A 12606-nucleotide genomic window follows, 5' to 3' on the forward strand; every position below is an offset into this window, starting at 1 on the left:
TGCGACGGCGAGATTATTTGGAAGGACTAGCCTATTTCGTACAGGTAGTAGTGCAAATCGATTGGAAAAATATGGATGTGAGTGATGTAATTGAAACTTAATAATTATTTTTGGGGATCCCTTAGCGTATTGGAATAACAGGAGAACGGTTATGAGTAATGAGAATCAGATTATTGCCGAAGTAGCTAAATTCAGTGATTTAAATGCTGCATTTAAAGCAGTAGAAGCGAATATTGTTGAGCTGGGTGAAGAAAGAGCAAGTTGGGGTGGTGACACCTCTGAAGAAGCTGTTATCAAAAACAAAAGGCTTGTTGAATATTATAACAACCAACGGTTGAAGTTGATCGAGCTTGAGCCGTCATTAGCCGCATCTTCAGTTATAAATTAATACGTTGGAAAAAGTAAATGAAAGAACAACTGGAATTATTATCAAAGTATTCAGATAAGACTATAGAAGAAATTGAAACGCTGTTCAGAGGTAACCCAAAGTTACTAAGTGCTTCAGTTTTAGGTGTTAATGTTTTTGAAGAATTAAAAGCACAGATAAATAAAAATCAGGTTTTAAAGGAGTTGATAGTTTATATCAATGATAATTATTCAGTTGGTGATAAGTTAGCCCCTGATAGAGAGGTAGCTGAAGTTCTTGGCTACGAAAGGTCTACTGTGCGTGAATACTACCCAAATTTAAAACTTTTTGGTTATTTAGATGTTAACCACGGGAAATCGACAGTATTTAAACGCTCTTTTGAAAAACAAATTATTGAGCTTGTTAAAAGTTGATATTGGAAAGAGGAGCATTTAACCTGGAATTTGAAATAACAGAAAACGATTATTTGCAGAAATTAGATAGCGCAGTTTTTTCAGATTCAGTGACCGACAACGTGGTTCGATGCACAAACAGTCAGTGCACGAAACCAGCTATTCCGGTTTGTTTTGATAAGGATCAGTTCCTTTGCACTGGCAAAGAGCGTGACACAGGGCGAGCCTGTATGCGACTGTTCACGGTCAATCAACTAGCGGTTGAATATACTTGCACAAGCTGCGGTTCTACCAGTGACGTTGAAATGAAAGAGCACTTGGACGAGAAAATATATATTGAGTGTGAATGTGGCGAGCGCTGTGAGCCCTCTGAGTCAGATGAAATCCGCGAGCTACGTGCTCAAGGTTTAATTTAACTTGATTGGAAAAAATATAAGGAGAAATCATGGCAAAATATGAAGTAGCGGGTTTTGATATTCAAGTTAAAGATAATGGCAATGGTGTTAACAACATTTATTTAACTATTAACACCTCAATGAAAAAATTGTCATACCGAATTTGGAAAGATGAAAGATATCCTGATTTATTAACTATTGGAAAATATCTTGAGGATGGCTTGAAATTAGCAAAATCTACATCAGCTAAAATTGAGGTGTCAGATTACAGAGAAAGATTATATGTCTTCTTTAAGTTACCTGAACAAGACCAACATCAGTTTAGTGCAGAAAAATTAGATCAATAATTGGAGATAGGGAATGAAAGTAAAACTAAGTTTTGAAGAAATTGAATTAGTCAGTCGCTCTTTGATGTCACATCGTTGGAAGGTCGAGAATGGCGAACAAGGTCAAAATCATCCTGATTTTTCAGCTACGGCTCGTCTTATGGATAAGTTAGCTGTAAACCATGATGGCGCAGAGTTATCTTTTTTACCAAATAAGAAGTAACAAACTAACATTGGAAATAGGAAATAGGAAATAGGAAATAGGAAATAGGAAAGAGGCATGAGCGATAAATTTGTTGTTTTTGATGAAGAGGACGTGTGGGGTTGTGGTGACACGGAAGCAGAAGCACTAGAAGAAGCAAAGACTTGGTATGAAAATGCTGATAATAATTTTGAAATCAATTACTCAAACGGAAATTTGGTGCTTGCAAGTTGCAATGAAGATCTTGTTACCTTCATTGAAAGGAATAGCGGTAATGGCGTGAGACTTACCAAAAATAAGCAAGGTGAGGCTATTATGTTAAGCGAAATTAATAAAGATGTGCGCCATTAGTTTGCCGCATTGGAATACAGATGGTACTGAACCATTTGTCCTTCCCTTATTGTCGATGTCACTTACATTTAAGTAATAAATCAAGGAATGAGAGTTTATGTTATCTAAACTAAAGGAATTTTTTCTTCAAAAATCTAAAAATTTAATCTATGAACCACTTGTTGATAGAGTGGAAACCGAAACTGTAGGTTTTCGATTACCGCACCAGGGGGCAACTACTGATTATTATTTGTATTCTTCAAATATCTATATTGGACAGCTTAGAACAGAACTATGGGCAGATAGTGACTTAATCCTAGTACATAGTATTAAAGCATCTACTGTTGGGATCAAATATGGTAGCTCAATGGTTCGCTGGTTAGTCGATAACACAAGCCAGGTTATTCAACCAGTCCATGTTATAGGTGGAGGAATAGGATTTTGGTGCAAGCAAAAACAACGTTGGCCAAATAGAGTTGTTGATCAAGATATTCGCTCATCGGAATATGATTATTTATTGGAAGAGCGCAAAAGAAAAATATTGGAATGAAGAGATCATGAAGAAATTGATTATGGGTATTTGGCTACTTTTATTTGTTGCAGCCCTAGAGTTAGGGCTATCAATACCATCAACATATTCAAATGCAACTGTGATAATTGAAGACTGCAAAAATGATTCAGTTTTTTGCAAAAATACTGGTGTATTAGAGCTAAGTTTTACAGGTACTTATAGAATGCAATTAGATCATCAAATTCATCTTGAAATGGATAAGAATGATTTAGTGAATAATGATGCAAATATTTTTAATTTTAAAAGCGCATTCATAAGAAGTACGCCTGTAATCATTCAGAAATGAATTTATATCACCAATATCAATATTATTAAGTGAGTTGGAATGCGGGAGTAGGTTATGGAATTAGATGTTGATTTTACAGGTATTCATTTAGCTAGTGCAAAAATGCAAGGTATAGAATTTTGTGTTGATGAATTTATTAAATTCGCTCATTCTGTTATCGATGGTATTGATGATGAGTTAACCGATTATTTGACTAAAAGCTTTAATTTGGTAGTAAGCGGCGAGGATGATGCTGCTGGAAGTGATTTCAATCGCCTAATAAAAGACTTCATTAAAAACACTGCTTCAACTAACAGTTAGCAATTTTAATTCAAAATAAAAAAGTAACCATTGGAATAATTTGTATGCTTGAGAACTTAAGAGATTTTAAAAGAAAATATCGAAAAGAACCAGCGTTACACCTTGTGTTTTTATTAGCTTTCAGTTCAATTTTAGGTCTTTCATATTTAAACGTTGATGGTTTTTTATTGCCTGTATTTTTTCAGAAATTACTAGTTTTCCTAATTTCAGTAAATGCAATTTCCGCTTCGTATTATTGTTTTATAAAGAGGCCAAGAAAATAAATGATAAAAGATATTTGTGACGATGATGGTAAACCATATGCGTTTGATCCAGAGAGTATTGAGTGTGTTGAGGATCTAACTAGTAAATCAGACAAACCTACGGAAGCTGTAACAATGAAGTCAGGTAAAACGGTTGTTATGAATGTTAGTGCGGCTAAATTCATCACTAAATTCAAAGCAAAATAGCAACCATTGGAATACGGGAGTTAATGCATGACAAACAAAGAAATCAAAGAGCAAAATATCAAATCAAATTCTGCCGATGACGATGGCAAAGACAATTTTTTTGTTAGAAATATCCACCTATTACTTGCAATGCTTTGGGGCCTATGTGCCCTCAGTATATATTTATACAATTATTAATTGTAAATGTAGCTAGAAAATCACTATAAATAACCGTTGGAATATACAGAGTAGTTTGTAAGTATAAATACAAAGGTGAGCAAAAGAAAAGACGATTTCAGTCTAAATTGCACTGACTGTTCGCACACATCAAAATTTGATTATTAATTTGAAGCCTTAAAGTAATATCAGGCCACTACTAAAAAACAACTATAAAGTAGTATTTTATATTTTTTCTTATAGTAAAATGTGGCTATGTAGCGATTACTCAATTCTACGCATTCAAAAAACAATTAAAGTGAGCACCTATGAAACATTTATTACTAATATTACCACTCTTTATCATGGGGTGTGCCACCTACCAAATTGATTAAAGTATTTCAGATGCTAAAAGTGCGGTATTAGTTAAATCTTTGAATGGCCACGGTGTCGTTAAGATCATTTCAGTAAATTCTAACCCAATTCCTTTTGATGCAATGACTGAAAATGCACAGTTACAAGTACCCGCTGGGAAAATAACAGTTAACTTAATGTGTGAGCAAACTCAAAAGAATACAACGCCCAGTATGTTGCAGATAACCGACAAGCTACTTAATCAAAATATAAAAACGTATAACTCATATGCTACCAGTTTCGATGCAGCTGCTGCCCAAGCTTACTTTTTTACGCTCAATACTGAAATAAGCAAAATCAAAGAAGTACAACCGGCATATCATTCACAGTGCAATATGAAGACGAAGGTATGCACCGAACCAAAACCCTATGATTTTCGCTCAATGCATGGATGTGATGTAAGAATACATACAAGGGGTTTTTCTGGGACAGATGAAATTGACTATGAGCTAGTAAAGCGCCAGCGACTGTAAGTTAAATCGCATATTACACTTTTCCTAAAGGTAAAGGCTTTTGATTTATTATAACCAAAAGCTTTTTTTTCTATGTATTATTTTTCTCTACTTTAATAAAACTCACTTGATCAACATCACCAAAATCATCTTCGTCGTAATCATTTTGCCATGCTTCAATGTGCTCATCACTAATAACACACTCTTCTATGTCCATGATTGAAATTGGCATTTCATAGTGGGCAATGCGTTCTCTAAGACTTCTCAACAATGACGGCTCTATCGTTATAAGTGTTACGGTCTTTATTTCTGAATTAATAAAGCCCTCTAAAATCATATTTAAATAAGTCTGTGCGTTTGGGCATCGACGTGCTTCAAAATCAATCTTCATAACAGATCCTACGCTAATAATTCAGTACATGGATAAATACGCAGCTCTCTACACAGTAATGCGCCAATTCTTCGCTCTGTGCCTTTTAAAATCGTTATTTTCCCTTCATCGTTATGGGTTACTTTGCTAGTGGTCCAAAACTTATCTAATTTGTCTTTTAATATAAGTTCAAGCGATAATTCATCCCATGTTCTTTTGTAATCAATTAGCATTTCATCAAGTAATGAGCGACCAATAAAACCAAGCGCATTAGCAAACACGGCTTTCGTATACATCACTTTTTCATGTACCGCTAAGTAGTTATCTGTGTCTAATTCACCAAATGGAATTTGAGAGAATATTTGCTTCAAGAAGTTAGTACATAATTCCAAAGTGCACGTATAAATTTGCTCATCGGCAAGTTGTTTATTGGCTGTTACTGGGGTCACTTTTAAAAACTTTTGAACCAAGCTGTTTAACTGGACGAAATTCCACACTTGGCCTCTTTTAATTTTACCGTTCAACGAAATAACATCTTTTAGCAGGTGGCTATCGTCTAGTTGTATTTCAAGCAACGCATTCATCAATCGACTGAAAGGCGTGCTGCTATCGAAATACTTAGAAATTGATTGTGAAGGTTTGACAATATTGCTGTGATAGTCCGAAAAAAGTTGTTTTATTAGCTTATTAGATTTTTGGCAATTAAGTGTTGGCGTGTTAGTTACTATCAATTTATAAGCAATCGTATGGCTTTCAAATTCAGTCATTTGATCTTGTGCTAGCAGCCATTTTATAAATGTAGTTCTACCCTGCCCATCAGAGATAAGGCGTGAGCTTTCTGGCTTTAAAGAGGCACTAACGAGCGTTTTACCAACTAAATCCACTTCCTTAATTACCTCAATTTCATTCACGAAAATTGTAATGTTAGGGAACACCGTAGCTTTACTACTTTCCCAATAACTTTTAAACCCATTTATTCTGCGAGTATCAACGTCACGCTGGCGTTTATACTTTTCATCAATTAAATCACTATTGGGTTCAATACCAAACGAGTCTGCAAGCTCTTTAAATGTCATTACACCTTCATACGTATCAACGTCTTGCTGCGTAATGCCTTCTTTTGACTTAAACATAGCGAGCGTTAAATTAGTGCCGCTTGGTGATGTAATAGCTAGCTGTGAGTCTATATCGTTTAAACCAGTAGTTGCGTTCATTTCATATCCAGTTGTTTTGTTCAATTGCGGCTATAGTGCCAAATTTTCAAAATGGCGCTACTAACCAGGATAGTCAAACAACCAACCAGACGAAAAACGCACAGACCACTACATTTAGTATGGTGGCAGGTGGGCTATACACTTCATATGGTATTACCTGCTCTAATTCCTATAACGCAGGATGAAATCCTGAACGGTAGCCTCAATAATCGAAACAGTTAATATAACCACATTGAAAACGATAAGAGTAAGACCAATGGGCGCTGTAAACATCTTTAATCCTGCGAATACAATTGACGTAACTGATATTACGTCACTAAACACTCAAGAAAATGAACGCTTAAAAGACGTACTGGACTTGTTTAATGCTGGGGTTAAAGAAGTACGCGAGCTAATCGAAACCACTAACTCTATTGCAGTCGTGAAATGCTCTATGGGCAAAGACTCTAGTGTCACGCTTTTAATGGTTACAGAAGCTTATAAGCAATCAATTGGTGAGAAAAAAATAGAAAAAGAGCGCCCATTGCTCGTGAGCACAGTTAATACGCTGGGCGAAATTATCGCGATGAATATGTTTGTCGCTTACTGTCGTAAACGTTTATTAAAATATGGAAAAGACGCAGGCATAAATATTAGTCACGAGATTGTTACTCCAACGCTTCAAGATGAGTTTTTTGTGAAGTATGCCGGTGCTCAAAAGTTCGTTAGTAACAGCACTCGCGCGGGTGATTGTACGATTCAGTTGAAGCTCAACCCAAGCGAAAACTACGTGAAAAAAACACTGCATGGGTTCAAAGCTGGTGGCTCAAAATACGCGAATTACAACGTAATAAGTTACGTGGGGTCACGTTTTTCGGAAGGCAGTCGCAGGACAAAAAATATAAATAAGACGAATCTATCAAGAGATATAAATACGTTAATTTCTGAGCTTGATGAAGTGAAAGTAGGTGCTTATAAGATGCAAAGCTTTGCACCAATCAAGCACTGGACTACCGATGAAGTATTTGACTTACTTCGCATAGCGGGTAACAAACCGTTAAAGCGCATAAAAGGCCTAGCAGCCCCGTATATTCCTTCATTCCTTGATGATTTTGGCTTGTTGATTGAACTGTATGGCAATGGTGCTGGCTCAAAAGAGACATGTGACATCTCTATTGGGCAAACAACGAATACTGCTTGTGGCGGAAAATCTCGCTTCGGTTGTTCTTTTTGTACCATTTGTGGGGATAAGGACGAAACTTCTATATCGTTATCTAAGCTCCCTAGATGGGGAATCTTAGGGAGTGAAAACACCCTAAGAGTCAGGGATTGGCTGTACCGTATAAGCACAGACGTTTCTTTGAGGGCTTTCCATGCTAGGTCGCACGACCCACTAGTAATGAGGGCTGCACTCCAACCTAACACTGCAAAGCCTCAAGTCCTCGAAAAAATGGTGCGCTTTGCTAGTCAATTAACAATCGACTCTATTAATCACGCTAACGAATTTAAAAAGCTGTGTGAGCAAGGGCGAGAACTTGAACATGCGGGCTATAAAGACATACACGATGATAAGTTTATGACACCAAAGGTTAAACGCGCATTCCTTGAAATGTATAAAGAGTCTGTGCAAAACCCTACAACGCTAAATACGTTATTTGGTCTAAAACACGCCATCTTATTATCTTTTCGTTGGTCTATCGATGGTGTGGGGGGCGCTAGGTTTCGCCCTTTAGCTATCTGGAAACAAATTGAACGCGGTGAAGGCCGCATACCTTATCCACAGCTAAACAGCGAATACGAAGCGATTCACGGTAAAATAAAGCTCACTGGTAATACACCGTTACCGGAAGCCGTTATGTTCCCACTAATAGCGAATGAAAACCTTGAACATCTTGCATTAAACCCATTCAACCTAATGGACTTTTGGACTCGCCCTGCAGACCACACCGACGTATTTGAAGAAGACTTTAATTGCAGTGTTTCACGCAAAGCGGATACATATGCGAATATCGAAGCGATCGTTAATTACAATTATTCAATTTCAAAGAGCAACAATGATTGCATAGTTGATTATAAAACACCTGAGATAGAGTGTATAAAGCTGGATGGTAAAGTCATAAATGGCCTAGCAAGAATCAAACTCTTAACGAAGGGATTCTACCGTGAAATTGAATCATCTTTTTTTAGTCGTTTTGATACTGTATGCATTGAAAATAATGAACCCAACGTAATCGAAGGTGTTATGAATAAAGCATTCTCTCAACCCGTTAAGGTAATCAGTACAGTTCCTTATTTACAATCACAGTCACTATTTAGTGGTTACTCAGCAAAATCAAAAGCGGCTGAGCCTTCGTTCAACTTCACCCGTAGAACGACTAAAGTGAAAAATGGAAAGATAGTGCATGGCAACACGCGCTTACGCTTTTATAGCAATCAACTAAACAGCCGGTTACATAATGCCCATGCACAAAACAAAACCTTATTAGTGCCAAACTATGAAACACATACCGAAAAGTTTATTGGCACACACGATAAAACACATTTTACTGGTGATATTGAAAATTTACAGATAGACGATGCAGCCCTGTCACAATGGATCGAATTAGGTGGCGTAGAGGAAGCGCTTAAGCTACACAACGACGATATTGTTGAAACGATTGAAAAAAGACATTTAAGAAAATATAGAACGCATCACGTTAGACGTTATCGAGGTACACGACCAGCTGAGTTGCTTTTAGAGCGAGGCGTGATTTCAGTCGATAAAGGTTATTTTGACCAACTGAAGTATATTTTAAAACGCACGCAGATTTTTAATGAAATGGGCTTGTTTCGATTTCAGTCAATGAAATTAACGGAAGTAGCAAATCATTCTAAAGCTATATCGATGGCACAGCACCGACAAGACAAAACTAATATGCTTAAAATTGTCCGTCAGCATCGCAATGCGCAACGAAAAGCGATTGCTCGTGGATTTACGCAAAGCATAGAAGATAATGCCACCAGCAACCTTAACGAGCTGTTTAAGCAAGCTGTAGAATCAGTTAAAAACGCAGTTCATGTAAAAAACATGGAATACTTTAAGCTAAAATTTAATACCAGTGATGTATCCGCGCTCGATAAAGCAAACACAAGCTCTCTCTGGTTGTTATTGATGTTTAGTAATGCAAATACGATAGATGATATTTTTTCCTTAATAATGACTCAGCAGCAATTAAGAACCTTAAAAGCCAACCCAACACATTACATAAAATTAAGTAAAATAGCGGCACACTCTCTGCGTATGTTTGCGCTTGAAATTGAAGAAGCGCTTGGCCTGTGGAGTGATCTTATTTCCAAGCTGGAAAATATAAATGAACTTACTGGTTTTAAGAGTGCTATTCAAGCATATGCGCCACTGGGCAGTAAAACAGATGATTTACTTCAAGCATGGAGGCCAAGTGAACAATATTTCAATGAATACAAAGCTCACTCAATAGCTGATATTAAGCTGACTGAAGGTGAGCTGGTGGAAATAAAAGAGCAACTACGTCGAATAGGTCACACTTCGCTTAAAAAAATGGGAAGTAAGATGTCTTTAACTGATAAATTGACAATATTAAATAACATGATAAAAAATTAAGTAATAACAAAAAGGTGAATAATGTTAAAAAAAATAGGAATAATAACAGTCGTTTCTTGCTCTATGTACGGTTTATATAACTTAGGGCTTAGTTATGATGACGCACTAAATAGCAAAGGGCCTGAATATTCAAACGCTTTACGACGTCTTAAAATAGTTGATTGTAAATCCGAATATAAGCAAACAGAAGTATGGGATGAGCAACCGGAAAAGTTAAGCAATACCCAAGTAGACGAGTTAATAACTAAAATCGCATTACGAAGTTGCACTTTAGATCAGAACCACCAGCTACAGGATGCAGCGGTAGAAGGTTTTAAGTTAGTTCACCTCAAGGGAGCGAGTGGCGTGATAGTGACTGCCATAGATGCATTAAAAGAAGCTAAGGATAATAAATGTGAAAAGAGCTTTGATTTAGTGACGCTCATTTGCCCGAACAGCTTGTTAAATACAGGTTATAAGGGCTCAAATTGAATACAAACCCATGTACGCTTTATTCTTTGAAAAAAATAGACTGTCGGCGCCTGTGAGTTTCTGATCTACATCAGAAACAGGGTAAAAGTAATCTTTTTTGAAAGGGTTGTAGGTTATCTCATTAGTTAAACAGTCAGATGATATTGGATCAACACTATTTAAAATGCCTTGAGCATACGAATGAACATTCCTGACTTTTGAAGCTTGCGCCCTTGCTAAACCTTTTGCGCTCTGAAACACTTCCTAAACTCTTGAAGTTCATCCATCAAAATTTGACAAACTTGAATTACTTTATCGCCTTCCATTGTCATTTTGACCTTACTCCCTTCGTTTATATAACCCTCTGCATTAACTAACGTATAAAAGTTTCCTTGGAGCTTAATTAAGTCACCGCCGAAATAATTTTCAAATAGAGTTAAATGATAGGGAGATTTATCCAAATACTGCACGATACCATCGACCTGCGTTTGCTTTATCTCGTTAGTACCACAGCCAGTGAGGTTAAGGGTAGTAGCTAAAGTTGTTAGAATGGATATTTTATTTAATGTCATATAGATATTTTCCACTATTTTAGAACACTGAATTATCTTAAAGATGCCGCCAGGATTAGTGGCGGCATAATGAGTGTTTTTAATTTAATGCTTTAACAAAGCGAATTAATCGGTGCGTGTTAACGTCAGTCAAAAACTCACTACCATCCGAAAAATCCACAATTAGACCTTCAACATTACTCAGCGACGTTAAGTTATGTGCATCAGGTGTATTTGACCAGTACGCTGCTGAAGGAGTGCTTGGGAACGCATACAGGTTAATGGCTGGCTCTACGCACATACGCTCGACCAAAATACCGAGTTCCTTGATATTGGGTAAGCGCCAACCATCAACATTGAATTGTGTTGAATTATCATCAGCGATTTTTAAAGCAGCTTGCCACGACGATATATTTGTTGGTGTGCCAACACAGTTACCATCTTTATAGGTCTGGCCAAACGAACATTTACTCCACAGCAACCCATTTACAATGTCAGTCACAGTGCCATCTTTGTTATCTAAAAAGTGGTTGTTCGGTTGAGTGGGTTCAATTGACTCTGTTTTACATGTTTGGGCGGCTAGACTTGTGCTAAACAAGGCGGCCATAGCGAGAGTTGTATAAAGTGATTTCATTGTGCACCTCCTCGTACTGCGCGAATATTATAGTGTAAGTTTTTATTACATAATTTAGTTTGCCCCGTTGCGGTGTTTAGGCACCAAACCGCACCTTCACCATCGGCATAAGGTGTAGAGCTTAGTAGCTGCCCTGTTGGTTCATTTGGAAAGTAAGTGCTAAGTGAATCGTCTGCATCAACAGCGAAGTTGTGTAGTGACTGTAATTCACTAATTGTCGGAAGTCGCCAATCCTTAAAGCCGGAAATTGAAGTAGAATTCATCTGTAAAATGTAGTTATCAGTGTTGCAATATCGAAACTGAGTATTGTGCGATGCTGATTCCTTCGTGGGTGCGCTGCAGTATTGGCTAATAGGGTACTGGCTATCGATAAAGCTGTAACCCGTTACGCCATTCGCGCCGCCATTGCTTTTTTGATTAGTGTTATGCCACACGTAAGTGTAATTTGACGCGCGCCACTCATTATGAGCATTTTCGTAAAGGTAATTACCCGCTTTTATAGCTTTAGTTATATAGTCTCTTAGCTCGTTATCTGAAAGTGTAGGGAGCTCTTGAGGTTTGTTTTTTACTTCCCAGAACAACCCAGTTTGATTATCAAGAACAGAAACAAATGACTCTGCATTAGAAGGTAGGGCATTGCCCGAAATATCAATTTTAGTCAGAGAGAATCCGCTGTGTCCGTCAAAATAATCTGTATTGCCTGCATCACGGCCAAATTCAGCGTCTTGAGACGGGTAATCAGAGTTGGGCGAGGTGGATGAAAAACTTGTACTATCGAACCAGGTTGTAACACCACTGTCATTCATGCCTAAATCACCATTGATAATGATGGTTAGCTCATTTTGCTCAGTTAACACGGCATTGGATGGCTCAAGCAATTCAATCGTTATTGATTCGCCACCTTCGGGGGTAGTGTCTTTGTGTATTTCAAATTCAATTTTTGCGGAAGTTTTACCAGAGTCTACTTGGATTGGGCTTTTTGTAATCAGGTTATAATCTTCTGATTCTGTCGCTAAACCACCGAGCACGAAAGGAAGGTGTATATCCTAAAGTATCCCCAGAATTAGCCTTTATATATCAATGAACTAATAGTATTAAAAAATGTGGGAAGCGAGGGAACATTCATGGTGTTTTGTGATCTTATGAATCGCTTAAAAACAACAGAGCTAA

General features: G+C 37.2%; 19 protein-coding genes. 14 read left to right on the top strand and 5 right to left on the bottom strand.

Annotated features, from left to right (window positions below; translation table 11 throughout):
- Positions 1 to 151: 151 nt before the first annotated feature.
- The 12 genes from H5187_RS21645 to H5187_RS21700 all read left to right on the top strand — a co-directional run bounded on the left by H5187_RS21645 (position 152) and on the right by H5187_RS21700 (position 4640).
- Positions 152 to 388: a hypothetical protein gene (locus H5187_RS21645; RefSeq protein ID WP_024608726.1), complete on the top strand. Its 237-nt coding sequence runs from the start codon at positions 152 to 154 to the stop codon at positions 386 to 388.
- A gap of 17 nt (positions 389 to 405) precedes the next feature.
- A complete protein-coding gene (locus H5187_RS21650) occupies positions 406 to 780 on the top strand; it encodes a GntR family transcriptional regulator (protein ID WP_182798343.1) in 375 nt (124 codons plus the stop codon).
- A 209-nt stretch (positions 781 to 989) separates the two neighbouring features.
- On the top strand, positions 990 to 1175 hold the full coding sequence (locus tag H5187_RS21655; RefSeq protein ID WP_182798344.1) for a hypothetical protein: 186 nt from the start codon (positions 990 to 992) through the stop codon (positions 1173 to 1175).
- A 29-nt stretch (positions 1176 to 1204) separates the two neighbouring features.
- Positions 1205 to 1501, top strand: coding sequence for a hypothetical protein (locus tag H5187_RS21660; RefSeq protein WP_182798345.1), 297 nt, complete (start codon positions 1205 to 1207; stop codon positions 1499 to 1501).
- Positions 1502 to 1514: 13 nt separating this feature from the next.
- Positions 1515 to 1703 carry a hypothetical protein gene (locus tag H5187_RS21665; protein WP_182798346.1) on the top strand — a complete coding sequence of 63 codons (189 nt, stop codon included), beginning with the start codon at positions 1515 to 1517 and terminating at the stop codon, positions 1701 to 1703.
- A 57-nt stretch (positions 1704 to 1760) separates the two neighbouring features.
- Positions 1761 to 2033, top strand: coding sequence for a hypothetical protein (locus H5187_RS21670; protein ID WP_182798347.1), 273 nt, complete (start codon positions 1761 to 1763; stop codon positions 2031 to 2033).
- Positions 2034 to 2130: 97 nt separating this feature from the next.
- Positions 2131 to 2562: a hypothetical protein gene (locus H5187_RS21675; protein ID WP_182798348.1), complete on the top strand. Its 432-nt coding sequence runs from the start codon at positions 2131 to 2133 to the stop codon at positions 2560 to 2562.
- A gap of 7 nt (positions 2563 to 2569) precedes the next feature.
- A complete protein-coding gene (locus H5187_RS21680) occupies positions 2570 to 2869 on the top strand; it encodes a hypothetical protein (protein WP_182798349.1) in 300 nt (99 codons plus the stop codon).
- Positions 2870 to 2923: 54 nt separating this feature from the next.
- The gene (locus H5187_RS21685; RefSeq protein WP_182759073.1) at positions 2924 to 3169 is read left to right on the top strand and encodes a hypothetical protein; all 246 of its coding nucleotides are present in this window, start codon (positions 2924 to 2926) and stop codon (positions 3167 to 3169) included.
- A gap of 263 nt (positions 3170 to 3432) precedes the next feature.
- The gene (locus tag H5187_RS21690; protein WP_182798350.1) at positions 3433 to 3618 is read left to right on the top strand and encodes a hypothetical protein; all 186 of its coding nucleotides are present in this window, start codon (positions 3433 to 3435) and stop codon (positions 3616 to 3618) included.
- A gap of 27 nt (positions 3619 to 3645) precedes the next feature.
- The gene (locus tag H5187_RS21695) at positions 3646 to 3795 is read left to right on the top strand and encodes a hypothetical protein (RefSeq protein ID WP_182798351.1); all 150 of its coding nucleotides are present in this window, start codon (positions 3646 to 3648) and stop codon (positions 3793 to 3795) included.
- A gap of 392 nt (positions 3796 to 4187) precedes the next feature.
- Positions 4188 to 4640: a hypothetical protein gene (locus H5187_RS21700; RefSeq protein ID WP_182798352.1), complete on the top strand. Its 453-nt coding sequence runs from the start codon at positions 4188 to 4190 to the stop codon at positions 4638 to 4640.
- 70 nt (positions 4641 to 4710) lie between these two features.
- Here H5187_RS21700 and H5187_RS21705 read toward each other — a convergent pair whose 3' ends face one another.
- Positions 4711 to 5010: a hypothetical protein gene (locus tag H5187_RS21705; protein WP_182798353.1), complete on the bottom strand. Its 300-nt coding sequence runs from the start codon at positions 5008 to 5010 to the stop codon at positions 4711 to 4713.
- An 8-nt stretch (positions 5011 to 5018) separates the two neighbouring features.
- Positions 5019 to 6203, bottom strand: coding sequence for a DGQHR domain-containing protein (locus H5187_RS21710; RefSeq protein WP_182798354.1), 1185 nt, complete (start codon positions 6201 to 6203; stop codon positions 5019 to 5021).
- Between the two features lie 256 nt (positions 6204 to 6459).
- Between H5187_RS21710 and H5187_RS21715 the strand changes: the two genes are divergently transcribed.
- Both H5187_RS21715 and H5187_RS21720 read left to right on the top strand, forming a co-directional pair.
- The gene (locus H5187_RS21715) at positions 6460 to 9801 is read left to right on the top strand and encodes a phosphoadenosine phosphosulfate reductase family protein (protein ID WP_182798355.1); all 3342 of its coding nucleotides are present in this window, start codon (positions 6460 to 6462) and stop codon (positions 9799 to 9801) included.
- A gap of 21 nt (positions 9802 to 9822) precedes the next feature.
- A complete protein-coding gene (locus H5187_RS21720) occupies positions 9823 to 10272 on the top strand; it encodes a hypothetical protein (protein ID WP_182798356.1) in 450 nt (149 codons plus the stop codon).
- A 215-nt stretch (positions 10273 to 10487) separates the two neighbouring features.
- Here H5187_RS21720 and H5187_RS21725 read toward each other — a convergent pair whose 3' ends face one another.
- From H5187_RS21725 to H5187_RS21735, 3 genes are all read right to left on the bottom strand, one after another.
- A complete protein-coding gene (locus tag H5187_RS21725) occupies positions 10488 to 10823 on the bottom strand; it encodes a hypothetical protein (protein ID WP_182798357.1) in 336 nt (111 codons plus the stop codon).
- A gap of 79 nt (positions 10824 to 10902) precedes the next feature.
- A complete protein-coding gene (locus H5187_RS21730; RefSeq protein ID WP_182798358.1) occupies positions 10903 to 11436 on the bottom strand; it encodes a DUF1566 domain-containing protein in 534 nt (177 codons plus the stop codon).
- Positions 11433 to 12464 (bottom strand): DUF1566 domain-containing protein, encoded by a 1032-nt coding sequence (locus H5187_RS21735; protein ID WP_182798359.1) that lies wholly within the window; start codon positions 12462 to 12464, stop codon positions 11433 to 11435. Before H5187_RS21735 ends, H5187_RS21730 begins: the two co-directional genes overlap by 4 nt.
- Positions 12465 to 12606: the final 142 nt, after the last annotated feature.

This window comes from Pseudoalteromonas sp. SG44-1, assembly GCF_014164315.1.
GTDB classification, from domain to species: Bacteria; Pseudomonadota; Gammaproteobacteria; order Enterobacterales; family Alteromonadaceae; genus Pseudoalteromonas; species Pseudoalteromonas rhizosphaerae.